This is a genomic window from Methylohalomonas lacus, assembly GCF_024808875.1.
In the GTDB taxonomy this organism is placed as follows: domain Bacteria; phylum Pseudomonadota; class Gammaproteobacteria; order Methylohalomonadales; family Methylohalomonadaceae; genus Methylohalomonas; species Methylohalomonas lacus.
The window spans coordinates 1-23,652 of record NZ_JANUCT010000023.1; the positions used below are offsets into that span (position 1 = coordinate 1).

A 23,652-nucleotide genomic window follows, 5' to 3' on the forward strand; every position below is an offset into this window, starting at 1 on the left:
CGGCGACGCAACAGCCGACAGGGCAATGACGACATGGACTGGGGCTTATACCGGTACCGACACCGGGTCGAAAATGCCTTTGCCCGACTCAAGCAGTTCCGCGCTATCGCCACGCGCTACGACAAACTGCAGCGAAACTATGCCAGTATGATTGCGTTGGCCTGTGCAATCATGTGGCTGCCCATGTTAAAGATCAACAGGCCCTAGTTAACTGGTTAAATGGTTATTGGTGTTGAATTTTCCCTTGACACCGAAACAGGCTCGATCACGCTATTTTTAATCAACCAAACACCAGTTCAACACAGCTTGCGCCGGATCAGCCGGCGTTCGGTGACGATCAGATCCACCGGCAGGTCATAGTCATCGGTGGGTAGCGAGTCGACGATCTGTTCCTCGAAGCAAATGGCAATTTTGGTGTCGACATCGTGGCTGGCGAACCAGCGGTCGTAGTAGCCGCGGCCATAGCCCAGCCGGTCGCCGGCTTCGGTGAAGGCCACGCCCGGGGTGACCGCGACGTCGAACGGTCCGGGATCATGGCTGTCGCTCGTCGGCGTCAGGATGCCCATGCGGTCGGGCTGCAGGTCCTGCCAGTCCTGCATCGGTGCCGACAGCATGGTTGTTTTGTCGACGATCTTCGGCACTGCGACGCGACGTCCGGCTTCGAGCAGGTCGTTGATCAGCGGATGGGTGTCGACCTCGCTGGCATAGGAGATGAACACGAACAGCGATCCGGCCGCCTGCACCACTGGCAGGGACAGCAGGCGCGCCCGGATCAGCCGGCTGGCTTCATCGCGGCTGGGTTGGGGCAGGGCATCGCGGCGGGCGATAACGGCCTGACGCAGGGCCTTTTTCTGTTGTTGTAACGACTCGGCGGTTGATTCCGGCATGGCGCCTCCATGATTTTACGACCGGTTGTGGCGACCGGACGCTGGCCCGGGCGACGTTGCGGCGACATGATAACCGATAGCGGCCATCAGGCCAGCCGGCTGCACATCGCCAAAATAGCAATCAGCCCTTTTATTTTCAGCAAGATGGCGTAAAATAGCGCGTTTTTACGAACCGGGGTCAGGTTAGACCGGATTGCCGGGAATGCGTCCGCCGTGGCGCAGGAAACCTATTTACGAAGAGGTCTATACAGAATGGTTACTATCAGACTGGCGCGTGGTGGCGCCAAGAAGCGCCCCTACTACCACATTATTGTCACTGACAGCCGCAACAAGCGCGACGGCCGCAATATCGAGCGGGTCGGCTTTTTCAACCCCGTTGCCCGCGGTCAGGAACGCCCCCTGCATATGAATGTCGAGCGCATCGAAGAGTGGATCGCGCATGGCGCCAAGCCTTCCGAGCGCGTCAACGATCTCCTGAAGGAGTTCAAGAAAAGCGCCTGATAGCGCGATCGGGTCATGGACGCGCAACAACCGGCGCGGCTGGTGACACTGGGACAGGTTGTCGGGGTTCACGGTGTCAGGGGTGCAATCAAGATCATCTCCCATACCCGGCCGCGCACGAACATCTTCAGCTACCGGCAATGGTGGCTGCAACGCGCCGCCGAGTCATGGTCCCGGTATGAATTGAATGGCGGTCAGCCCCAGGGCAAGGGGCTGATAGCCGAACTCAACGGTGTAACGGATCGGGATACGGCACGCGGCCTGATGGGGGCCGCCATCGCTGTCGACCGTAGCGTTCTGCCGCCACTGCCGGCGCGCGAGTATTACTGGTGTGACCTGATCGGTCTGGCGGTTTACCGCGAGGACGGCAGCCTGATCGGCCAGGTGCGGGCGCTGGAAGAAACCGGTGCCAACGATGTCCTGGTGGTTGTTACGGCGGCCGGGAGCGAACAATTGATTCCCTACGTGCCGGATCACACGGTTCTGGCGGTCGATCTGGAGAGCGGCCGGCTGACAGTGGACTGGCCGGAAGAGACGGACTGATGCTGAACGTCGGGGTCGTTACGCTGTTCCCGGAAATGTTTCGGGCGGTGACCGAGCATGGCGTTACCGGCCGCGCGGTTGACGCGGGCAGACTGGCGATCCAGTGCTGGAACCCGCGCGACTATACGCAGGACCGGCACCGCAACGTCGACGACAGCCCCTACGGTGGCGGTCCCGGCATGGTCATGCAGGTGGCGCCGGTGCGCGCCGCCATTGCCGCCGCGCGGGCGGCGCTGCCCGGGGCGCCGGTGATTTACCTGTCGCCGCAGGGCCGGCGCCTGGACCAGGCCGGCGTCGAGACGCTGGCGCCGGCCGCCAGGCTGATTTTGCTGGCGGGCCGCTACGAGGGCATCGACGAGCGGCTTATTGAGCTGGAAGTCGATGCCGAGTGGTCGATCGGCGACTACGTGCTCAGCGGCGGCGAACTGCCGGCGATGGTCATGATCGATGCGCTGGCGCGACGCCAGCCGGGTGTGGTCGGAGACGCCGGCTCGGTCGACGCGGATTCGTTTGCGACCGGCCTGCTGGACTATCCGCACTACACGCGGCCGGAATCGATCGACGGCCGCACGGTGCCGGAAGTGCTGTTGTCCGGCGACCACGAGCGCATCCGCCGCTGGCGGTTGAAACAGGCGCTGGGCCGGACCTGGCAGCGGCGCCCGGAGCTGATCGACCGGTCGCGGCTGAGCGCCGAGGAACAGGCATTACTGGATGAATTTCTGCGCGAACAGGAGTAGAGTGCGCGCAGCATTTCAGCCGCTTTTGAATGAACAGACAATCAAGGCTGTGGAGTCTTTAAAAATGAGCAACATCATAGAGCAACTGGAAACGGAACAGATGACCCGGGAGATCCCGGAATTCGCGACCGGCGACACCGTCACGGTCCAGGTCCGTGTCAAAGAGGGTGAGCGTGTGCGTTTGCAGGCGTTTGAGGGTGTGGTCATCGCCAAGCGCAACCGCGGCCTGAATTCCGCCTTTACCGTGCGCAAGATTTCCTATGGCGAGGGCGTCGAGCGTGTCTTCCAGACCTACAGCCCGTCGATCGCCGAGATCCAGGTCAAACGCCGTGGTGACGTGCACCAGGCCAAGCTCTACCATATGCGTCAGCTGCGTGGTAAGGCGGCCCGCATCAAGGAAAAGGTCAAGAAGGAAAAGGCCGGCAAGGTCGCCGGCTGATACAGCCCGCCAGTGGTCCGCCGCCGCGGACCGTGACCCCGAGTTATCAAGCCCCGCCCGGGCCGGTTATCATGAACCGTGCCCGGCGGGGCTTTTTCATGTGGCCGGCAGGAATCAACCATGAGTGCTGACGCTACGATCGACCGCTTCCTTGATGCCCTGTGGCTGGAGCAGGGGCTGAGCGATAACACGCTGACGGCGTACCGTGCCGATCTGCGTCACTGCCAGCGCTGGCTGGAACAGCGCTCACACGGACTGGACTCTGCCGCGGCCGCCGATATTCTCGGCTACCTGGCCGCCCAGCAGGGCGGCTCGGTGCGCACCGCCGCCCGGCGACTGTCGACGCTGCGCCGCTTCTATGCCTGGCAGGTGCGCGAGGGGGCGCGTCAGGACGATCCGACCGCACGCATCCAGGCACCGAAACTCGGTCGCAGCCTGCCGAAGTCGTTGACCGAGGCTGAGGTGGAAAGCCTGATCGAGGCGCCCGATACACAGACCACGCTGGGCCTGCGTGACCGCGCCATGCTGGAAATTCTCTATGCCACCGGCCTGCGCGTATCGGAGCTGGTGGCACTGGAGCTGCGCCAGGTCAACACGCGCCAGGGGGTTGTCCGCGTGACCGGCAAGGGCAGCAAGGAGCGCCTGGTGCCGCTGGGCGAGGAAGCTTTGGGCTGGCTGCAGACCTACATGAACGCGGCCCGGCCCGATCTGCTGCGCGGCGTCACGACCGAGGCGCTGTTCCCGACGCGGCGCGGCGGTGCCATGACTCGGCAGGCATTTTGGTACCTCATCCGGCGCTATGCCGGGCTTGCCGGCATCGACAAGCCTCTGTCGCCGCACGTGCTGCGCCATGCCTTCGCCACGCACCTGCTCAACCACGGCGCCGACCTGCGCGTCGTGCAGATGCTGCTCGGCCACAGCGATATCTCCACCACACAGATCTACACCCATGTCGCCCGCGAGCGCCTCAAACAGCTGCATGCCGACCACCATCCGCGCGGCTGACGCGCGGTCGCCCGGCTCCGGGAGCTTATCTTTGCTGCAAAACAGGGGTATAGTCATTATGTATTGATTATCGCGGCAGACCGGCAGATTAAAATGACGATAGCCGGCTGCTGCAGGTGCGCGGTGCTACCGCGTTTAAATTATCGCTGAGTCAAGGGGAAGTAACATGGCAGCACAACTCGATCCGAAAACCACCCAGGCCTTTGGTGGCTGTCCGCACGATTGTCCGGACACCTGCGCAATGATATTTGATATCGCCGACGGCAAGGTCGTTGGTGTGCGCGGCAACAAGGATCACCCGATGACGCGCGGCGGCCTGTGCGTCAAGCTCAAGGATTACGAGAAACGCCATTACCATCCCGATCGCCTGCTGTATCCGATGCGCCGCACCGGCCCGAAAGGCAGCAAGCAGTTCGAGCGCATTTCCTGGGATGAGGCACTGGATGAAATCACCACGCGCTGGAAGGCCATCATCGATGAATACGGCCCGCAGGCGATCATCCCCTACAGCTATCTCGGTCACCAGGGACTGGTGCACGGGTTGAATGGCGGCGATGCGTTTTTCAACCGCCTCGGTGCCACCGTCTGTGAGCGCACGTTCTGCGGCGAGGGCTCGGCGACCGCCTGGCTGCTGACTCACGGCCCGAGTGGCGGTATGGATCCGGAAAGCTTCGCCCAGTCCAAATACATCGTCATCTGGGCGTGCAACTCGGTCAGCACCAACCTGCACCATTGGCACATTATTCAGGACGCCCACAAAAAGGGTGCCAAGGTGGTGGTCATTGACACCTACCGGTCGAAGACCGCGGCCCAGGCCGACTGGCATATCGCACCGAAGCCGGGCACCGACGGTGCGCTGGCCATGGCCATGATTCATACCATTATCGAGGAAGGGCTGGTCGACCAGGACTACGTCGATAATTACACCGTTGGCTTTGACGAACTGGCTGATCGGGCGAAAGCGCGCACGCCGGAATGGGCGGAAGACATTACCGGCGTGCCGGCGGACGTAATCCGCACGCTGGCGCGTGAATACGCGACCACGAAGCCGGCGGCAATCCGCATCGGCGTGGCGCTGGAACGCCACTACGGCGGCGGTCAGACGATCCGCGCGGTTTGCTGTCTGCCGGCGCTGGTTGGGGCCTGGCGCGACGCCGGCGGCGGCATCATGCAGATGCCGGTGTGGGAACACCCGTACAAGTTCGACGTCATCTGCCGGCCGGATTTTATTCCCGAAGGCACCCGCGTCGTGAATAATCTGCAGATCGGCCGGGCGCTGACCGGCGAGATGGATCTGGATCCGCCAATTAAGTCGATGATGTGCTGGAATTCCAACCCGGTCACCCAGGCGCCGGAGTGCGACAAGATCGTCGACGGTCTGATGCGCGACGATCTGTTCCTGGTTTCGGCCGAGCATTTCATTTCCGACACGGCGTCCTATGCCGACATCGTGCTGCCGGCGGCGATGGGTGCCGAGCTTGAGGACATCATCCTGTCCTGGGGCCACAATTACCTGACCTACAACGCGAAGTCGGTGGAGCCGCCGGGCGAGGCGGTGCCGAACAACGAGATCTTCCGCCAGCTGGCCGCGCGCATGGGTTTCGACGATGAACGGTTCAAGTGGTCAGACAGCGAGTGTCTCGAGCACTATATCGACTGGGACGCGCCGGCCTGCGAGGGGATCGATCTGGACTATCTGCGCCAGTATGGTTTTGCCCACCTGAAGCTTGGCGCGCCGGCTGAACGGGCGCCGCACCGCGAGGGCAATTTCCCGACGCCTTCGGGCAAGTGTGAGCTGAAATCCTCGGCCGCCGCCGGCGGCAATTTCGTCGCGCCGGTATTCCGGCAGATGTACGAGGCGATGCAGCCCGGTGAGGCGCTGGATCCGTTGCCGGATTACGTGCCGTCACGCGAGACCGCGGCGACCAATCCCGAACGCGCGAAAAAATACCCGCTCAACATCGTTTCGCCGAAAAGCCACGGTTTCCTGAACTCCTGTTATGCCAACATGGAGAACAAGATTCAGGGGCAGGGCGAGCAGTTCGTGTTGATCAACGCGGCAGACGCCGACGCCCGTGGCATCCGTGACGGTGAACCGGTGCGGGTCTTCAACGACCGCGGTGGTTTCGAGGGTGCCGCGCGGATCACCGACGACGTGAATGCCGGCGTAGTGGTTGCCACGCTGGGCTACTGGCGCCAGCTCAACAAGGGCACCGTCAATATTGTCAGTTCGGCGGAGTTCGTGAATATGGGTCACGCGCCGTCATTCTCCGACAACCTGGTGCAAGTCGAAGCGCTTTAGACACGAAAACACGCCTGGACAGTCCCGGGCTCGTCCCCGGGGCTGTCCAGTACTGTGTTCTAGTTATGCAACGGTGGCGACAGCGGCGCGCGTTGCTGGCTCTGTTGTGGCGCAGCCCCGGTGTTCTCCTGACGTGTCCGTTGTTGCCTGATTGCATTTCGTGTCTGCAGGAGCCGTGGCGAATCTGAATCCACTTTGCTCGCCCGCGTTAACATTTCCTCGGCATGCTGGATGTTGCCCCGGTCAAGCGATTGCCGGGCAATCCTCAGGTAGAGGTTCAGAATATTGTTCAGACCCTCACGGGCTTTCTGGTTATCGGCGTCCTTTGCCAGCACGGCCTGATATTTTTCATAGGCGTTATTGCCCTCCGGCGTGGTTAGTCGCCGGTCGCGTACATCATTCTGCGCGGCATTGAGCAGTCTCTCGATTTCTTCCTGTTTGTCATCCTGCGCCTGACCGGCCGTTTGTTCCGCAACCTGTGGTGTTGGTATGGCCTCAAACTCGAGCGGTTCGTTCGTGTGGGCAACAGTCTCGGGACGCTCTGTCGGTTGTTCCCGGTTTGCTGGTTCAGCCTGGCGCGGATCAGCTGGCGCGGTATCCGTGTCAGGGAATAATGCATCAGATGACAGTTCGGCAGTAGACGCTGTGACTGCGTTCTGCAGATCGGCAATAAGCCTGTTCACAGTGTCCGTGTAGCTCATGGAAGCCAGAACACCGGCGAGTACAAGGCATAGCGTTCCGGTCAGGGCAAAATAGCGTAGTTTGTGCCTGCTTTTGACCCTCGGTTGGCCGGTTTCGTGTCCGGTCGGCATTTCTTCGGTTACCGGATCTTCGGACGCCAGTGGCGTCATGCGGGGCAGGTCTGAGGCTTCTTTCTCAATGTCATCGGCAGCGCCCGGGTTGCGGAACAGGATCGGCTCGCCGTGATTTTGTATGGAGCTGATGACGTTGCTGTGTTCCTCGGGGGCGAGTATTTCGGTTCGTGTATAGTCCGTAATAGCGTCATCGGCAGCGGGGACCGCCGCTGATGCTTTCTGAGCCGATGCTTTCCGGGCAGGGGCGGCTGACTTTGTTATATATGATTCATCATCGTCTTGATCGACCCGATCGGTTTCCGGAATGGCCCTCAGTTGTGAGGTTCTTTCATCTTCGTGATACTCCGTGATGACATGATGATCGTAATCGCCGTCGGTCTCCTTGTGATCGAACGCCGTGAATGTGGCGCTCGCCGCGGTGTCCGCTTCCCAATCCGGGTAATCGGTATCATCCAATTCATAATCGGTCGGTGCCTCAAGGCCGAATTCCAGCCGCCAGGCCTCGATGGTGGGCGGTCGTTCATGGCTGCGCAAAGCCAGCCCATGTTTGATGGCACCAAGAAACTGCGCGCTGTACCGATGGTGGACGGTGTCGATCAAGGTATGAACGTCGTCATTATACCCTTGAGAAACCGTTTCCGCTCGGTCAACGGCTGCCGGTGGTAGATTGCCGGTTGTGGCCCGATAAAGGGTGGCTGCAAGACCGTAAATATCCGTCCATGGTCCCTCTTGTCCGCCATGCCGGGTATATTGCTCTATGGGGGCATAGCCCAGTGAAACCATGCTGGTTAATGATTCATCATGTTCCTGGATGGACTGCCGCGCAGAACCGAAACCTATGAGTACGGGCATGCCATCGTTATGGATATAGATGTTCGCCGGTTTTATATCGCGATGGATAAAACCGGTGCTATGAATTTTCTCAAGACCGCTGAGCAGCGGTGTCACCAGGCGGGATAGACGTGCCTCGCTGATCGTACCTTCCTGTTTCAACAACGAAGCCAGACTGACGCCATCTTCATAATTCATGACCATATAGGCCGTGCCGTTTTTGGCGAATACATTGTTGACCCGGATAATGTTCGGATGCTCGAGCTGCGCCAGGGTACGCGCTTCGCTCAAGAAGCGATCCAGGGCCGATTTGAACTGGCTGGTGGATTCGTCTGAAAATGGCTGTGCCGTGGTGGCATCGCTGGCCCGCGCGCAATACTGTTTGGGAAAAAATTCCTTGATGGCGACGGCCCGGTGCAGGTTGATATCTTCAGCCAAGTAGGTGATGCCGAATGCACCACGGCCAATGACATTGTCGATGCGATAGCAGAGCAGTTGCTGCCCCGGGCTGAGTTCGTCGGCTAAGTTTTGTTCTTCCATAAATACTCGGCAGGCCTTGAGAGTTCGTCACCAGGGTGCACGTCAGAGGCCGGCTGTGGCCAGTTATGGTTTCATTACTTGTGAACACGCAGTCATGTTTATAGTTCGACACCGTTGGACAAGAAACGTCGCTTTCTGTGGCATGGTTCACAGAATTATCGGTTTTTTTTCCGGATCAGGGCAGTTGCAAGGGCTGTCGGGTGTTTTTTATCTGTCTGATTATTAAATAGATTCTTCCTCTTTGTGCGCACATGAGTGCTCTCCGGTTGGGGCCGGGATAAGCGTAGTAAATTGCAGTGGCAAGGGTCCGCTGTCGTAGGTCATTTTTTGTATTGTCAGTATCAGTGGCAGGGTTGTGCGCGTAACCGGCAAAAAGCGCGCTGGCGTTTTATCAGCAGGAACGAGTCGTGGGTTGCCGGGTCTGATATCATGCCCGCGCAGGGGCATGACCGGGGCGATTTCAGATTTAATCAGATTGGAGATAGGGATGCGACTATTGGTGTTGTTGTTGGGGCTGTTCAGCGGCCTGCTGGCGCAGGCGCAGGATAGTTCCGAAATAGAACAAAACATCCGTGAGGGGTTGCAGAAAATCGCCCCGGATATGGAAATCAGCCGGATACGGCCTACGGATGTGGAAGGTCTGTACGAAGTCGTCATCGGTGCTGAGGTGATTTACATGTCGGCGGATGGCCGTTATTTGCTGCGTGGTGATCTGCTGGACCTGAAAGAACAGCGCAACGTCAGCGACAACGTGCGTTCGCAAGCACGTCGCGAGTTGCTTGCTGATGTGTCCAAGGACGAGATGATCCGGTTTTCTAATGGCGAGTCCAAGCACGTTATTCATGTTTTTACCGATATTGATTGTGGCTATTGTCGCAAGCTGCATCAGGATGTTTCCTACCTGACCGAGCAAGGTGTCGAGGTTCGTTACCTGGCCTATCCGCGCGCGGGCCTGGATTCCGATACTTCTGAAATGATGGAGGCCGTGTGGTGTTCTTCGGATAGACAGGCCGCGTTGACCGACGCTAAATCAGGTAAGGAAATCGAGGCGGAAAGCTGTGACAACCCGGTCGCTGAACAATACAAAATGGGCCAGACCATGGGTATACGCGGCACGCCGGCCATTTTTCTTGAGAGTGGTCGTCAACTGCCAGGCTATGTGCCACCCAAGGAATTATTGTCCATTCTTGATTCGGACAGCTGAATCGTCGCTATCAAGCCGGTTGTAGGATTCCAGAACGGCTGTGGTTTTCAGGCCGTCCGGTTCGATATGCACGATCTTGACCGGTAGGTAACCCAGTTTTTCGACACACCAGAGCAGTGTCTCTCGTTCACGATCGTCACGGAAACGCTCGACCTTGAGTGCCTCAAAATTGCCGTATGGGGTTTCAACGGGTTCGCGACCGAATATCTCGAAGTTATAGGACTTGATTTTGCCGCCATCTGCGACCCGGTAGCGGATATCACTGATACCATTGCCCAGATCGCGCATCATCGCGAGCTGATAAAGCATCTTGTCAAGGGTGCCGGGCTCGAGGGCCATCTCCCAGTTGTCATTATCGACTCGCATGCGGACTTCGTTGTCTGCCCAGTCAAAATTGATATGAACGTTACGGTTCTTTTTGCTGCCGGTATGTTGATAGACGTATTCGAGCGGTTCATAACCGCTATCGGTCAGCCGCCAATGACTGCGTTCGATCACTTCATCGTCGCGAAATAGCGCCAGTACCCCTTTGGTTTCGCTGTAGGATTCATAGAGGTACTGGCCGTTGGCCTGTTGCTTGAACAGACGCTTGATCGTTGCCACCTTAAAGCCCTTGCTGTATAGCGTATATTCCGCCTCGAATAGCGGCGGCAGGGCAGTCGTGTCGGCCCAGCCCGGGGCCATGGCCAGCATCAGGCTCAATCCACTGAGCAGTCGGGTAAGGAACGTTTTCATAAAAATCTGTTTTTGAAAATTTTTGACCTGTAGTATCGAAATCGGTTGAATAGGGGCTGGCAAGCCCCTGCAACAACTACGAACATGGTTATAACTGATTTTATTGGAGTGCCGCTTGTCGAATTCATTCCGGCACCCGTGACACCATTCTCAATATTTCCCTGATAGCCTATTTGCACGTGCGTCACCTTTACTCACTGATCCTGTTGTTATTGCTGCCGCTGGTCGTCATTCACCTCGGCTGGCTGAGCCTGCGCAACCCCGGCTATCGCCAGCGTTGGCTCGAGCGCTTCGGTTTCATCCCGGCACAGCCCGGGACGCCAACCATCTGGCTGCATGCCGCGTCGGTTGGCGAGGTACAGGCTGCGGCACCGCTTGTTGATCGGCTGCAAAACCAGTATGCCGATTATCGGCTGGTGATTACCACCATGACGCCGACCGGTGCGCGCGCGGCACGACAGCGCTTCGGCGGCAGTGTCACGCACTTCTATCTGCCGTATGACCTGCCGTTTATGGTACGTCGTTTTATACACCAGCTGCAGCCGAGTATTGTCCTGGTCATGGAAATGGAACTGTGGCCGAACCTGTTTCGAGCCTGCCGGCGTGCCGGTATTCCACTTGTACTGATCAATGCCCGCATGTCGGCCCGCTCTGCAGCCGGCTACGCGCGCGTGCCCGGCTTGGCCCGGGCGACGCTGAATGATGTCAGTCTGGTCGCCGCGCAGTCGCAGGCGGATGCCGAGCGCCTGATAAAGCTTGGCGCCAGACCGGCCTCGACCGTGGTGTCCGGCAATCTGAAATTTGACATACGGCAACCGCACAGCATCACTGAACAGGCGCAGGTCCTGCGTCGCACGTTGTCGGTCAACCGGCCAGTCTGGATCGCGGCGAGCACTCATGAAGGCGAGGAAAAAATCCTGCTGGATGCCTTTGAGGCCGTGCTTGAGCGATATCCGGACTGTCTGCTCATGCTGGCGCCCCGTCACCCGGAACGTTTTGACCGGGTGGCAGATTTGTGTCGCCGCCGCGGCTTCAGTATCGTACGTCGACAGCAAGAGGCTGCAGCAGTTTCTGCCGCAACCCGGATATATCTGGTAGATTCGCTCGGCGAGTTACCGGTTTGCTATGCGGCCAGCGACATCGCCTTTGTCGGCGGAAGCCTGGTGAATATCGGCGGTCACAACATGCTGGAGCCGGCCAGCCTGGCGGTTCCGGTACTGACCGGGCCATACCATTTTAATTTTACTGAAATAACCAGCGTTTTGACCGGCCAGGGGGCGGCCTGGGTGGTCAACGACAGCGATGAACTGGCGGCGAAGGTGCTCGATTTGCTGGCTGATGCCAATCTGCGCTACCAGGCGGGGCAAAATGCACGTCGTATTGTTGAGGACAATGCCGGCGGGGTTGAGGCGCTGATGAAACTGCTACAGGGCCTTCTGGACGGTATCGGGACGGGAATCGGGAGAACTTCCTGACGGACTTGCGAGTCATAGGGTCTAGTTGCCACAGTAATTGCCAAATTTTATACATAGACTGGAGAGAGAGAGGATGAATCTACTGAAAGCATTGATTTTTACCGCACTGTGTTTGCCGTTGCTGGCAAGCGCGCAAACGGTGCAGCGCGCCGGAAATGTTGATACATCGAACCTGGACTTTCCGACGTTTGACCGGGTCGGTATCGCCATGACCTGCATGGATTCGAACGGTGGCGCCAGCGTTGAAACCCTGACGGCCTGCTCCTGTCGAGTGGATTACATCGATTCGAAGATGGACTACGCGGAATATGAGGAAGCCAATACCAATATGCGTTATGCCGGCATGCCGGGCGAAAAGGGCGCATTGTTCCGTGATATGGAACGCGGCAAGAAACTGGCTAACAAGCTGAAGAATATCCGCGACGAGTCGATCGAGGCTTGTCCGATAGCGCGGACTTCACCCGACAGCCGCGAATAATTTTTACTTTATCACGGTATAAGAAAAAGGCGGGTTATCCGCCTTTTTTTATGGCTATAATTTATGTCGCGGTGCATAGTGAGTCTGAATGGTAGGACGCTAAACAGTATCGAGTGGGCCTTTGGCCGGGCCATGACCATGCTGCATTGCAAAACAAACAGTTTGCGTTGGGAATATGGCCCTGGTCGGACATGAAATCATCATGTTGCGACGCAACACTAACTGCCTGTGCTCATCCATACTCTTATAGAGATGTCAAAGACAAATGTTTTCGGTTCAGTTCAATAACTGCCTGTTTTGAATAAAAAATCATGCCAACTCTGCAGCACGTATAAAACTCTTATGCCGGTTCGAAATATTCGTAATAATAGCTTGCGGTGTCCGAGAAAATTTCCTAGAATCCATCCACTCTGATAAGAAATGGTTAAGCAGGCAATTTGTATATGATTCATGTCGCTTGCCATAGCAAAAACAAGAAAAATCAAAAACGAGTTTCAAGGGCGGATAGTTGACGGAACTTTATCACGCACAGTCGATGCTGAAAGTTGTCCTTACAGTGCAGCAATCAACGCATCAGGTTCATCGCGGCACCTGTTATCGACAGGTGTGTGGGTCGGCTGTACGCATCAGCGGGGGTGGCTGGTGAATCATAATATCAACAATTTTCTTTCCGACCGTACCGGTCTGTTGTCAGCCAGCATTCGCCATCCGTTCCCTCGTTCCCCGTCATTTTGTCTCGAATTGTTTCGCCCATCGATTTTTTACTCGTCGTTGCTTTGTGATCTCGGAAGCATCGAGGAGATTCTTTTAACGAGATCAAACATGATCCAAATCAATAATAGAGGAGGAGGTCATGACTCACTCATCAATCAGTAAGTGGCTAGCCGCCGCAGCTCTGGTTGTCACCGCTCCGTTGGTCTCTGCCAATCAGGCCGAGCTCGACAAGCTGATCGACAACCCGAACTACTGGGCTACGCCAAGCGGTAATCTGGCCGGTCATCGTTATACCGAACTGGACCAGATCACCAACAAGAACGCCGACAAAATCCAGACGGCTTGGACGTTCTCCACCGGTGTCCTGCGTGGTCACGAAGGTGGTCCCCTGGTCCTGCCGGCTTCGGCCACGGGTCTGAAGGGCGACACCCTGTTCATCCATGCGGCCTTCCCGAACAATGTCTTCGCTATCAATCTCGATACGCTGGAAATTGTCTGGGAACACGCACCGCAGCAGGACTACGACACCGTCGTGCCGGTGATGTGCTGTGACACGGTTAACCGTGGTCTCAGCTACGGTGACGGCAAGATCATGCTGCTGCAGGCAGACATGACCTTGAAGGCACTGGATGCCAGCTCCGGCGAAGTCGTCTGGAGTGTCGTGAATGGCCAGGATATTCCTGAGTCCAAGGGCGGCCCGCTGGGTCCGGAACAGGGTGCGACCAACACCCAGGCTCCGCTGGTTGTCAAAGACAAGGTAATGGTGGGCTGCTCCGGTGCCGAGTTCGGTGTCCGTTGCTGGATGGCCGCCTACAACCTGGACGATGGCAGCCTGGCCTGGCGTGCGTTCAGCATGGGTCCGGATGAAGACATTCTCGTCGATCCGCAGAAAACCACCCATCTGGGCAAGCCGATTGGCAAGGACTCCTCCCTCAAGACCTGGTGCGCTGGCAAAGATGACAGCAACTGGACCTGGAACAAGGGCGGTGACTGCGCCAAGACCTCGGATCAGTGGAAGACCGGTGGTGGCTCCGTCTGGGGCTTCACGACGGCCGACACGGATCTGAACCTGGTCTACTACGGTACCGGTAACCCGAGCACCTGGAACCCGGTCGTTCGTCCGGGCGACAACAAGTGGTCCATGACCATGATGGCTCGCGATATCGATACCGGTATGGCCAAGTGGTTCTACCAGATGACCCCGCATGACGAATGGGATTATGACGGCGTCAACGAAATGATCCTGGTCGACATGAAGGTCAAGGGTAAGGAGCGCCAGGCTCTGGTGCACTTCGACCGTAACGGCTTTGCCTATACCATGGACCGCGTAACCGGTGAACTGTTGGTTGCCGAGAAGTATGACCCGGCCGTTAACTGGGCGACTCACGTTGACATGAAGACCGGTCGTCCGAATGTCCAGGAGCGCTTCAGCACGCGTCAGCAGGGTGAAGATACCAACGCCACCAATATCTGCCCGGCCGCGCTGGGTTCCAAGGATCAGCAGCCTGCTGCCTACTCGCCGCGTACTGGCCTGTTCTACGTGCCGACAAACCACGTCTGCATGAACTATGAGCCGGTCTCTTACGCTGCGGGCGGTAGCGAGTATGTTGCCGGTCAGCCGTACGTCAACGCCATCCTGTCGATGTTCCCGGCCGGTGTGGTCGAAGAAGACGGCACCAACAACCTGGGTAACTTCATCGCCTGGGATGCCGACAAGGGCAAGATCGTCTGGTCGATTCCGGAACAGTTCTCCGTCTGGAGTGGTGTTCTGGCGACCGCCGGCGACGTTGCTTTCTACGGCACCCTGGACGGTTACCTGAAGGCTGTGGACGCCAAGAGCGGCAAGCTGCTCTGGAAGTTCAAGACCCCGTCCGGCATTATCGGCAACACCAACGCTTGGGCACACAACGGCAAGCAGTATGTCGGCGTGCTGTCCGGTCTCGGTGGCTGGGCCGGTATCGGCTTCGCCGCGGGTCTTGAGAAAGACACCGACGGTCTGGGTGCGGTCGGCGCCTACAAGGGCCTCGACAAGTACAGCCGTCTCGGCGGTACGCTGAGTGTCTTCAGCCTGCCGTAAGCAGCGCTGTAGTTCCTCAGCTGTAAAGTAGTACCTGCCCCGGTCTTCCCCGTGAAGACCGGGGTTTTTATTTGTGTCTCCCGTATTCCCGGGGGAATATCTCCTAGAACTTCTCCGCTCGGGCCGAGTCTGACGCTGTATTGATTAAAAAATCAGTGGCTTAGCCCGTAAATGCTGGCTTGAGAATGGCCTGGCAAATTGCGAAAATTCTGAAACCGTAGTGAGCCGGCTGTCCCAGTTTTGACACCCGGTATATTCATTGCCAGTTGCCAGCCAGTGTTGCAGGCCGTTTGATATTGATGCTATGGCGGGTTGTCGGCCAGATAGCGAATACACAAAATAATTTGGAGTGAGTGATGATGAATTTCCGCATAACAGGTTGTGGGAGTAACAGCTTCGGCAGGTATCTGGCGACTCTGGGACTTGCCCTGGTCCTGCCGGTCAACGCGGCAGCGCAGGAAAACAGCGAACGTGAAGCCCTCAAGGTATGCGCAGACGGCAACAACATGCCTTACTCAAACAAGGACAAGGAAGGCTTCGAAAACAAGATTGCCGAGCTTTTTGGCGACCACTTGGGCGTTCCGGTTGAATATACCTTCTTCCCGCAGCGCATGGGCTTTATCCGCAACACGCTCAAGGCCGAAGTCGGCATTGAAGACTACAAATGCGATCTGGTCATGGGTGTCCCCGAGAAATTCGATATTGCCTCGCCTACCGACCCCTACTACAGAACCACTTATGTGCTGGCCTATGTTAAAGGTCGCGGTTTTGATGAAGTCGAGAAAGCGGAAGACGTTGTCAATCTGCCCGAGGAGAAAAAGGAAAAACTTCGCTTTGGCTTGTTTGACCGCGGTCCGGCCCAGCTTTGGCTGCACGAGAATGATCTGATGGAATACGGCATTCCATACCGGTCGCAGCCGGGGGATACCCGCACTACCATTGGTGACATGATGGACCGTCTTATCGAGGATGAGGTCAACATGACCATCATATACGGCCCGTTTGCCGGCTGGTGGGCCAAGAAAACCGATGACGTGGACATCAAGGTTATCCCCCTCATGAATGAGCCGGATAACCCGAGTATGCGTTTTGAATTCAACATGTCGATGGCAGTCCGCTATGGTGATGATGAATGGAAACAGCAGGTCAATGACTTTATCCATAGCCACAAGGATGAAATCCACGAGATTCTGGATGAATATAATATTCCGACGTTGCCGATGGATCAGGAAATCTGATCAGGCCCAATTGATAGCTTGATAATAACCATGATTAAACCAACTACATTACTGTTTGGTACATTGATATTGGCCGCCAGCCAGCTGGCGTTTGCCCAGGATAGTGATGATTCCGATGCCGCCGGCGGTCAGCCTCGACAGCTGACACCGGCGGAGAAGGATCTGCTGATGCCGGGCCATATGGATAATATCGACGAACCTGTAAGGCTCCGTTACGAGTTTGAGAAGACCGGCACCTATGAGGACGGCTTTGAAGACAAGGTGACGATGGACGTGGAAGAATTCCATGATGACGGCACTGTGTCTGTTGACTTGCAGTTCTTTACCGGACCCAGGGAGGCGACATTCGTCCAGCCGCACAATGAAGAGAACATCAGCCTGAATACGGTTCTGTTCATTTATCTGCAGGGCGATGTCTATGAGATGACGCGTCTGACTGAGCGCAAGCCTCAGCTGAATGCCTATTTCAACAAGCGTATACGCTGGGCGCTGGCGGACGACTACAAGTCAGAAAAGGTCAAGGTTACCTTCCAGGGTGAGGAGGTTGAGGCAACCAGGTATTCCATAACCCCCTATGCCGACGATCCCAATCGGGCTGACTATGACAAGTTCGCAGACAAGCGTTACGAGTTCATCGTTTCCGATGTGATCCCGGGCAAGCTCTACCAGATCCATACGGTCGTCCCGAATAATGTCGAGGAAGGCGCGCCGCCGCTGATAGAGGAAACCTTGACGATTGCCTCGGTAGAACCGTTGAAGGAAAAGACGGTATCTGCCGACTGAATTGCCTTAACGGATAAAACGCCAGGCAATAATAGCCCGCTCACAGAGCGGGCTTTTTTTATGCCAATGCGTGAGTTTTATGTCACGCCACGGGTAGGGCATACCGATGGGTCATCAGGCGGCACCGACTGCTTCACTACGGCTGTGTTGCCCGGCGTCGCCATGGGTTTCCGGACGTATGCGGATGGCACAGTACTTGAACTCCGGAATCTTGCCGAATGGATCCAGGGCCTCGTTGGTCAGCAGATTGGCGGCTGCCTCGTTATAGCAGAACGCCATGAACACCGACTTACGTGCCATGCCGGCATCGGCACGGGCCTTGGCGGTGACCTGGCCACGGCGTGACTCGATGACCACGTTGCTGCCCGGCTTGATATCCAGTGCCTTCATGTCTTCGGGGTGGATGTTGGCCACGGCTTCCGGCTCGATGGCGTCGAGCACCGTGGCGTGCCGGGTCATGCTGCCGGTATGCCAGTGTTCCAGCTGTCGACCCGTGGTGAAGATGAACGGGAACTCCGGATCCGGCATTTCCGCAGCGTGGACATAGCCGGCGGGCACGAAACGGGCGCGCTCGCTCTTGGTCGGGAAACCGTCCTGGAAGATGACCGGACTGCCGGGGTCGCCCTCCTTTTCCAGCGGGTAGGTCAGGCTGTCTTCGGCGTTCAGACGCTCCCAGGTCATGCCGGCGATACTCGGCGTGGCCAGGCGCATTTCCTCGAAGACATCGCTGACTGACTCGTACGTCCAGTCGAGCCCCAGGTGGTTCGCCAGCTGCTGGATGATCCACAGGTCCTGACGGGCATCGCCCGGCGGGTCGATGGCCTGGCGGCCCAGCTGTACGCGGCGGTCGGTGTTGGTGAACGTGCCGGTCTTTTCCGGGAAGGCCGAGGCCGGCAGTATCACGTCGGCGAAACCGGCGGTTTCGGTGAAGAAGATATCCTGGACGACGAGGTGGTCCAGATCGGCCAGGGCCTGGCGGGCGTGGCTCAGGTTGGGATCCGACATGGCCGGATTTTCACCCATGATGTACATGCCATTGAGCTTGCCTTCATGGACGGCGGTCATGATTTCTACCACGGTCAGGCCGGGTTTCGGATCCAGCTTGGTGTTCCAGAGCTTCTCGAACTTGGCCTGGACTTCCGGGTCGTCGACCTTCTGGTAGTCCGGGTAGACCATCGGGATCAGGCCGACGTCGGAAGCGCCCTGGACGTTGTTCTGGCCGCGCAGGGGGTGCAGGCCGGTACCGGGCCGGCCGACCTGGCCGGTGAGCAATGCCAGTGCGATCAGGCAGCGGGCGTTGTCGGTACCGTGCACGTGCTGCGAGATACCCATGCCCCAGAAGATCATCGATCCCTTGGCCGTGGCATACGTGCGTGCGACTTCGCGAATGGTTTCGGCCGGAATGCCGGTGATCGGCGCCACCTTCTCCGGTGGATAGTCCATCACGTTCTGTTTCAGTTCCTCGTAACCCTCGGTATAGTTACGAATGTAGTCGTCGTTCTGCAGGCCTTCCTCGATGATCGTGTACATCATCGCGTTCAGCAGCGGCACGTCGGTATCGGCATTAAACTGCAAGGAGTAGGTCGCATGGCGGGCGATCTCGGACCGGTACGGGTCCATGACGATCAGTTTCTTGCCATTCTGGGCCGCGTTCTTCATGAACGTCGCCGCGACCGGGTGATTGACCGTCGGCCGTGCGCCGATGATGATCATGACCTCGGCTTCGGCAACGTCCTTCACCTGGTTCGAGACCGAGCCGGAACCGATCGTTTCCAGCATGGCGGCAACCGACGAAGCGTGGCACAGGCGCGTGCAGTGGTCGACGTTGTTCGTGTGGAAACCGGTGCGTACCAGTTTCTGGAACAGGTAGGCCTCCTCGTTGCTGCCCTTGGCTGAACCGAAACCGGCCAGCGCCTGCGGGCCGATATCGTCGCGGATCTTCTTCAGGCCGGCGGCGGCGAAGGTCAGTGCCTCGTCCCAGGTGGCCTCGCGGAAATACTCGTCGAGCTGGTCCTGGCTTAGGATCTCCGTGGTCTTGGGCTTGCCTTCACGACGGATGAGCGGTTTGGTCAGCCGGTCGGCGTGGTGTACGTAGTCAAAGCCGTAGCGGCCCTTGACGCACAGGCGGCTTTGATTTGACGGACCGTTGCGACCGTTGGCGTAGAGGATCTGGTTGTCCTTGACGTTGTAGGTCAGCAGGCAGCCGACACCGCAGTACGGGCAGACCGACTCGACCTGCTTGTCCGGTTCAATCTTGCCGACGCCGTTGGCCGGCATCAGTGCGCCGGTAGGGCAGGCCTGTACGCATTCGCCGCAGGTCACGCAGGTGCTGTCGCCCATCGGGTCGTCGAGGTCGAAGACAATCTTCGATTCCTCGCCGCGGAAGGCGTAGCCGATGACGTCGTTGACCTGTTCCTCGCGACAGGCACGCACGCACCGCGTGCACTGAATGCAGGCGTCGAGATTGACGGCGATGGCGGCGTTGGTGAGATCGGGGGTCGGCTCGTGGCGCTGCTCGAAGCGCGGTTTGCCGACGCCAAGTTTCTTCACCCAGTAGTCGAGCTCGGAATTCTGCGCGTAGGGCGACTCGCCCTGGTCGGGCATATCGGCCAGCAGCAGTTCCAGCACCATCTTCTGCGACAGCAGGGCGCGTTCATTATCGCTTTTGACCTTCATGTCCGGCTTCGGCTGGCGGCAACAGGACGGCGCCAGGATGCGCTCGCCCTCGATTTCCACCATGCAGGAACGGCAGTTACCGACCTCACGGTAGCCGTCCTTGTAGCACAGGTGCGGAATTTCAACGCCGGCGCGCTTGGCGGCCTGCAGGATCGTTTCGCCTTCCAGCGCCTCGATCGTGCGACCGTTGAGTTCGAACTGAACCTTTGTTTCGGGAATGGTGTCGGGATTCGCAGCCATTACTTGAACTCCTCCGGGAAATACTTGATGGCACAGCGCAGCGGGTTCGGTGCCGCCTGGCCGAGGCCGCAAATCGAGGCATCGACCATGGCTGTAGCCAGTTCTTCCAGCAGCGGTGTATCCCAGTGATCTTTCTCCATCAGCTTCACGGCTTTGGCCGTGCCAACCCGGCAGGGGGTGCACTGGCCACAGGATTCATGCGAGAAAAAGCGCATCGCGTTCAGCGCTGTCTGGCGGGCGCTGTCCTTGTCGGACAGCACGATAATAGCGGCCGAGCCGATAAAACAGCTCTTGTCGACGTCCTGCAGCGTATCGAAGTCGAGCGGCACGTCGGCCTTCGAGGCCGGCAGGATGCCGCCCGAGGCACCGCCGGGAAAATAGCCATAGAGTTCGTGGCCGTCTTCCATGCCGTCGCAGTATTCATCGATTAGCTCACGCAGGGTGATGCCGGCGGGTGCCAGGTGCACACCGGGTTTTTTCACCCGGCCGCTGACGGAAAACGAGCGCATGCCCTGGCGGCCGTTGCGGCCCTGGGAAGCGAACCATTCCGGTCCCTTCTCCAGCACGTCGCGGACCCAGTGCATGGTCTCAAGGTTTTGCTCCAGCGTCGGCTGGCCGAAGATACCGACCTGGGCGACCAGCGGCGGGCGCAAGCGCGGCATGCCGCGCTTGCCCTCGATCGATTCGATCATCGCCGACTCCTCGCCGCAGATGTAGGCGCCGGCGCCGCGGCGGATATGAATCCGCGGTAACTTGCAGGGCGGATTGGCCTCGAGATCGGCAACCGTCTTGTGCAGGATGCGCTCGGCGGCGGCGTACTCGTCACGCAAATAAAGGTAGACATCGGGCGCGTTGACCGCCCAGGCACCAATCAGCGTGCCCTCGAGGAAACGGTGCGGGTCGCGTTCCAGGTAATAGCGATCCTTGAAGGTACCGGGTTCGCCCTCGTCGATGTTGATGGCCACGTAGCGCGGCTCCGGCTCCTGGCGCAGCGCGCGCCACTTGCGGCCGGCCGGGAAACCGGCACCGCCGAGGCCGCGCAGTTTGGCGTCCTCGAGTGTTGTGACGACTTCCTCGACATCGCGCTCGCCGTTCACGCAGGCGGCCAGGGTCTGGTAACCGCCGTCCGCACGGTACCCGTCGTAATGGATCACGCCGTCGACTTCCGGTGGCATGATTGCGCCGGCATCGACTGCGGTCTTGACGTTGTCCTTGGTCGCGTGACCGATCTGGTTGCGGCCGACAACCGCCACCGGTGCTTCGTAGCAGCGGCCAACACAGGGTACGCGCTGGATACGTACGTCGGAACCGTGCTGCTTCTGCAGATCGTCAACCAGGCTGTCACAGCCGTACATCTCGCAGGTGACGGATTCGCAGACGCGAACGGTCAGTGCCGGGGGCGGGGTGTCGTCATCCTTGATGACGTCGAAGTGATGGTAAAAGGTGGCGACCTCGTAGACCTCGGTCATCGCCAGTTTCATTTCATGGGCGAGCGCGACCATGTGCTCGGCGGAAATGTGCTGGTAGGTGTCCTGGATGCGGTGCAGGTATTCGATCAGCAGATCGCGCTGCCGCGGGTCATCGCCCAGCAGCGCCTGTACCTCGGCCAGGGCCTGGCCATCCACTTGCCGGCCTTTCATGTGACCGCGCTTGTTTTTCTTTACTTTGGGTAATTCGGCAACGTTGCTCACTCTTGGTAATCCGTAGTCGTTATCAGGCTTGCAGTATCAGAATTTCACCTTTGCCGCCAACGGCGGTGTCACCGGCGATCCGCTTCACGGTTGCAGGCCAGTCGGACAGGTCTTTCAAGTGCCGGCTCATGTTTGTCAGATGCCGGTATAACAGAGACAGGAAGGCCGGTTCGTAATAACCGCAATCATTAAAGGTTGCCGCCATCGTTTCCGGTTCTTCCAGCAGAATAATTGTGCCGCGCTTCATGCCCTGGCCGGTGAAACGGCCGAGCTCGCCGCAGGCGATGATCGTGCCGGCGAGCATCTTCGCGCCGCAGTAGTCGCCGGCATCACCGTCAATGATGACAATGCCGCGACGCATGCGCTCGCCGATACGGCTGCCGGCATTGCCGCGCACGTGGATGATGCCGTCGCGCAGCCCCTGGGTATCGCCGGGAAAGGCCGAGGCCAGATAGTCACCGGCGTCGCCATGGATTTCCAGGAAACCGTCGCGCATGCCGCGACCGGCCCAGCGGCCGACGCCGCCACGTGCGATCAGCGTCCCGCCCTGCATGTTCAGACCGATAAAATCGCCGGCCGTGCCATGGACCGTCAGCGTGCCGCCGGTCATCGCCGCGCCGACGTTGTCAGCCTGGCCCTTGAGACCGCGCAGCACGACTTCGTCGGCGCTTTTCGGCGAGCCCTCGACCTTGAACAGCTTGTTCACGGACACGTTGTGGCTGCCGGCGTTGAGTTTGATCTTGCCGATCTCGGCCTGGGTTTTTCCGAGCAGGTTGTCCGGGATCAGCGGGCTGCAGTCGAGCCGGCCGCTGACGGGCGTCTGCAGTGTCAGCGTCAGTTTGCTCATCGGCAGATCTCCCGCAGTTTGAAATGGAACGGGCCGAGGTTGCCGCCGTAGTTGCCGGCGCTGATGCGGTGGATGCCGCGCTTGCGGCCCAGCGAGCAGGCGGCCTCGACACCGACCCGGGTGGCCTCCTTGATCGCCGCCTCGGTCACGCCGTCGATGACGATTTCCATCACCGAACCGATCTCGGGGCCGAGGTTGGATTTCACCTGGCCTTTGAGCGTCGGGCAGTAGGCGTCGTTGGTCGAGGCCGGCAGCGACTTGTACTGCGAGCCGACCTTGGAGCCGGAACGCACCACGCCGCCGGGGAACGGCATGATCACCTCGGGCACCTTGCGCATCGCCTTGATGGCCTTTTCGCAGGCGGCCAGCGCCTGCGCCTGGGTTTCCGCCAGCACCAGGAAGTTGCCGCCGCCGATGCCCTTGTTCATCCAGGCGCTTTCCTGGCACAGGAATTCGCCGTCCATCACCGGTACGCGCCAGTAACGCTGGCCGCCGAAGCGCTTGGAAATCTGCCAGCCGTCGCCGAAGAAGCGCAGGTTCTTGCCCAGCGGCACCTTCTCGCCGTCGTCCATGCCGGCAAAGCAGGCGCTGGTCGGGCAGGTCAGCACGCACTGGCCGACGCGGTTCTGGATTTGCTTGGTCATGTCCTTGCCGCCCATGGTGAACAGCAGGATGGCAATGCCGGGCCGACCGTCGGGTGTTTCCTTCGGCTTGAGTTCGCGCTCAATGCCCGCCTCGCAACCGCAGGCAATCACCGAGGTGGCGAAGCCGGTGGCGGCGTTGGCGGCGTTGTACGCCCAGTCCATGTTGTGCGCCGTGATGATGAGGCGCACGACCTTCATCGGGAAGGCCTCGGCAAAGGTATCGTCGATGTGAACGCCGTTGATCTTCATG

General features: G+C 58.8%; 20 protein-coding genes. 13 read left to right on the top strand and 7 right to left on the bottom strand.

All coding sequences use genetic code 11. The features are described from left to right. The coding region (locus J2T55_RS12220) for a transposase (protein ID WP_259057384.1) at positions 1-207 on the top strand (207 nt) is incomplete at its 5' end. 89 nt (positions 208-296) lie between these two features. Here the strand turns inward: J2T55_RS12220 and J2T55_RS12225 are convergent. Continuing rightward, the gene (locus J2T55_RS12225; protein ID WP_259057385.1) at positions 297-887 is read right to left on the bottom strand and encodes a 5-formyltetrahydrofolate cyclo-ligase; all 591 of its coding nucleotides are present in this window, start codon (positions 885-887) and stop codon (positions 297-299) included. A gap of 252 nt (positions 888-1,139) precedes the next feature. On the opposite strand from J2T55_RS12225, the gene rpsP reads away from it, so the two are divergent. The 6 genes from rpsP (at position 1,140) to J2T55_RS12255 (ending at position 6,414) form a co-directional block, all read left to right on the top strand. Beyond that, the gene (rpsP, locus tag J2T55_RS12230) at positions 1,140-1,388 is read left to right on the top strand and encodes a 30S ribosomal protein S16 (RefSeq protein ID WP_259057388.1); all 249 of its coding nucleotides are present in this window, start codon (positions 1,140-1,142) and stop codon (positions 1,386-1,388) included. A 15-nt stretch (positions 1,389-1,403) separates the two neighbouring features. Beyond that, positions 1,404-1,931, top strand: a complete 528-nt coding sequence (rimM, locus tag J2T55_RS12235; protein ID WP_259057389.1) for a ribosome maturation factor RimM — start codon at positions 1,404-1,406, stop codon at positions 1,929-1,931. Next, positions 1,931-2,668, top strand: a complete 738-nt coding sequence (gene trmD / locus J2T55_RS12240) for a tRNA (guanosine(37)-N1)-methyltransferase TrmD (protein ID WP_407660093.1) — start codon at positions 1,931-1,933, stop codon at positions 2,666-2,668. Before rimM ends, trmD begins: the two co-directional genes overlap by 1 nt. A gap of 64 nt (positions 2,669-2,732) precedes the next feature. After that, positions 2,733-3,107, top strand: a complete 375-nt coding sequence (gene rplS, locus J2T55_RS12245) for a 50S ribosomal protein L19 (RefSeq protein ID WP_259057400.1) — start codon at positions 2,733-2,735, stop codon at positions 3,105-3,107. A gap of 120 nt (positions 3,108-3,227) precedes the next feature. Continuing rightward, positions 3,228-4,112, top strand: a complete 885-nt coding sequence (gene xerD / locus J2T55_RS12250; protein ID WP_259057414.1) for a site-specific tyrosine recombinase XerD — start codon at positions 3,228-3,230, stop codon at positions 4,110-4,112. 166 nt (positions 4,113-4,278) lie between these two features. Beyond that, the gene (locus J2T55_RS12255; RefSeq protein WP_259057416.1) at positions 4,279-6,414 is read left to right on the top strand and encodes a molybdopterin-containing oxidoreductase family protein; all 2,136 of its coding nucleotides are present in this window, start codon (positions 4,279-4,281) and stop codon (positions 6,412-6,414) included. Positions 6,415-6,473: 59 nt separating this feature from the next. On the opposite strand, the gene J2T55_RS12260 is transcribed toward J2T55_RS12255, so the two are convergent. Beyond that, positions 6,474-8,600: a serine/threonine-protein kinase gene (locus J2T55_RS12260; RefSeq protein WP_259057419.1), complete on the bottom strand. Its 2,127-nt coding sequence runs from the start codon at positions 8,598-8,600 to the stop codon at positions 6,474-6,476. Positions 8,601-9,045: 445 nt separating this feature from the next. Between J2T55_RS12260 and J2T55_RS12265 the strand changes: the two genes are divergently transcribed. After that, positions 9,046-9,804 carry a DsbC family protein gene (locus J2T55_RS12265; RefSeq protein WP_259057422.1) on the top strand — a complete coding sequence of 253 codons (759 nt, stop codon included), beginning with the start codon at positions 9,046-9,048 and terminating at the stop codon, positions 9,802-9,804. Here the strand turns inward: J2T55_RS12265 and J2T55_RS12270 are convergent. Continuing rightward, the gene (locus J2T55_RS12270; protein ID WP_259057432.1) at positions 9,775-10,539 is read right to left on the bottom strand and encodes a DUF3108 domain-containing protein; all 765 of its coding nucleotides are present in this window, start codon (positions 10,537-10,539) and stop codon (positions 9,775-9,777) included. The genes J2T55_RS12265 and J2T55_RS12270 overlap by 30 nt on opposite strands. Positions 10,540-10,718: 179 nt before the next feature. On the opposite strand from J2T55_RS12270, the gene waaA reads away from it, so the two are divergent. The 5 genes from waaA to J2T55_RS12295 all read left to right on the top strand — a co-directional run bounded on the left by waaA (position 10,719) and on the right by J2T55_RS12295 (position 17,304). Further along, positions 10,719-12,014, top strand: coding sequence for a lipid IV(A) 3-deoxy-D-manno-octulosonic acid transferase (gene waaA / locus J2T55_RS12275; RefSeq protein ID WP_259057434.1), 1,296 nt, complete (start codon positions 10,719-10,721; stop codon positions 12,012-12,014). A 73-nt stretch (positions 12,015-12,087) separates the two neighbouring features. Next, the gene (locus J2T55_RS12280; protein WP_259057436.1) at positions 12,088-12,492 is read left to right on the top strand and encodes a hypothetical protein; all 405 of its coding nucleotides are present in this window, start codon (positions 12,088-12,090) and stop codon (positions 12,490-12,492) included. Positions 12,493-13,345: 853 nt separating this feature from the next. Next, a complete protein-coding gene (locus J2T55_RS12285; RefSeq protein ID WP_259057444.1) occupies positions 13,346-15,283 on the top strand; it encodes a PQQ-dependent dehydrogenase, methanol/ethanol family in 1,938 nt (645 codons plus the stop codon). Between the two features lie 356 nt (positions 15,284-15,639). Next, positions 15,640-16,521 carry a quinoprotein dehydrogenase-associated putative ABC transporter substrate-binding protein gene (locus J2T55_RS12290; protein ID WP_259057446.1) on the top strand — a complete coding sequence of 294 codons (882 nt, stop codon included), beginning with the start codon at positions 15,640-15,642 and terminating at the stop codon, positions 16,519-16,521. Between the two features lie 30 nt (positions 16,522-16,551). Next, on the top strand, positions 16,552-17,304 hold the full coding sequence (locus tag J2T55_RS12295; protein ID WP_259057448.1) for a hypothetical protein: 753 nt from the start codon (positions 16,552-16,554) through the stop codon (positions 17,302-17,304). Between the two features lie 114 nt (positions 17,305-17,418). Here J2T55_RS12295 and fdhF read toward each other — a convergent pair whose 3' ends face one another. From fdhF to fhcD, 4 genes are all read right to left on the bottom strand, one after another. Further along, on the bottom strand, positions 17,419-20,220 hold the full coding sequence (fdhF, locus tag J2T55_RS12300) for a formate dehydrogenase subunit alpha (RefSeq protein ID WP_259057450.1): 2,802 nt from the start codon (positions 20,218-20,220) through the stop codon (positions 17,419-17,421). Next, entirely contained in the window at positions 20,220-21,860 is a 1,641-nt protein-coding gene (locus tag J2T55_RS12305; RefSeq protein WP_259057507.1) for an NAD(P)H-dependent oxidoreductase subunit E, read from the bottom strand. The genes fdhF and J2T55_RS12305 overlap by 1 nt, the downstream gene beginning before the upstream one ends. A 73-nt stretch (positions 21,861-21,933) precedes the next feature. Further along, positions 21,934-22,758: a formylmethanofuran dehydrogenase subunit C gene (locus J2T55_RS12310; protein ID WP_259057452.1), complete on the bottom strand. Its 825-nt coding sequence runs from the start codon at positions 22,756-22,758 to the stop codon at positions 21,934-21,936. Beyond that, on the bottom strand, positions 22,755-23,651 hold the full coding sequence (fhcD, locus tag J2T55_RS12315; RefSeq protein ID WP_259057453.1) for a formylmethanofuran--tetrahydromethanopterin N-formyltransferase: 897 nt from the start codon (positions 23,649-23,651) through the stop codon (positions 22,755-22,757). Before fhcD ends, J2T55_RS12310 begins: the two co-directional genes overlap by 4 nt. Position 23,652 lies beyond the last annotated feature (1 nt).

Coding starts and splice junctions, on each gene's coding strand:
- J2T55_RS12225 (WP_259057385.1), bottom strand. CDS start 887: ATGCCGGAATCAACCGCCGAGTCGTTACAACAACAGAAAAAGGCCCTG.
- rpsP (WP_259057388.1), top strand. CDS start 1,140: ATGGTTACTATCAGACTGGCGCGTGGTGGCGCCAAGAAGCGCCCCTAC.
- rimM (WP_259057389.1), top strand. CDS start 1,404: ATGGACGCGCAACAACCGGCGCGGCTGGTGACACTGGGACAGGTTGTC.
- trmD (WP_407660093.1), top strand. CDS start 1,931: ATGCTGAACGTCGGGGTCGTTACGCTGTTCCCGGAAATGTTTCGGGCG.
- rplS (WP_259057400.1), top strand. CDS start 2,733: ATGAGCAACATCATAGAGCAACTGGAAACGGAACAGATGACCCGGGAG.
- xerD (WP_259057414.1), top strand. CDS start 3,228: ATGAGTGCTGACGCTACGATCGACCGCTTCCTTGATGCCCTGTGGCTG.
- J2T55_RS12255 (WP_259057416.1), top strand. CDS start 4,279: ATGGCAGCACAACTCGATCCGAAAACCACCCAGGCCTTTGGTGGCTGT.
- J2T55_RS12260 (WP_259057419.1), bottom strand. CDS start 8,600: ATGGAAGAACAAAACTTAGCCGACGAACTCAGCCCGGGGCAGCAACTG.
- J2T55_RS12265 (WP_259057422.1), top strand. CDS start 9,046: ATGACCGGGGCGATTTCAGATTTAATCAGATTGGAGATAGGGATGCGA.
- J2T55_RS12270 (WP_259057432.1), bottom strand. CDS start 10,539: ATGAAAACGTTCCTTACCCGACTGCTCAGTGGATTGAGCCTGATGCTG.
- J2T55_RS12280 (WP_259057436.1), top strand. CDS start 12,088: ATGAATCTACTGAAAGCATTGATTTTTACCGCACTGTGTTTGCCGTTG.
- J2T55_RS12285 (WP_259057444.1), top strand. CDS start 13,346: ATGACTCACTCATCAATCAGTAAGTGGCTAGCCGCCGCAGCTCTGGTT.
- J2T55_RS12290 (WP_259057446.1), top strand. CDS start 15,640: ATGATGAATTTCCGCATAACAGGTTGTGGGAGTAACAGCTTCGGCAGG.
- J2T55_RS12295 (WP_259057448.1), top strand. CDS start 16,552: ATGATTAAACCAACTACATTACTGTTTGGTACATTGATATTGGCCGCC.
- fdhF (WP_259057450.1), bottom strand. CDS start 20,220: ATGGCTGCGAATCCCGACACCATTCCCGAAACAAAGGTTCAGTTCGAA.
- J2T55_RS12305 (WP_259057507.1), bottom strand. CDS start 21,860: ATGAAAGGCCGGCAAGTGGATGGCCAGGCCCTGGCCGAGGTACAGGCG.
- J2T55_RS12310 (WP_259057452.1), bottom strand. CDS start 22,758: ATGAGCAAACTGACGCTGACACTGCAGACGCCCGTCAGCGGCCGGCTC.
- fhcD (WP_259057453.1), bottom strand. CDS start 23,651: ATGAAGATCAACGGCGTTCACATCGACGATACCTTTGCCGAGGCCTTC.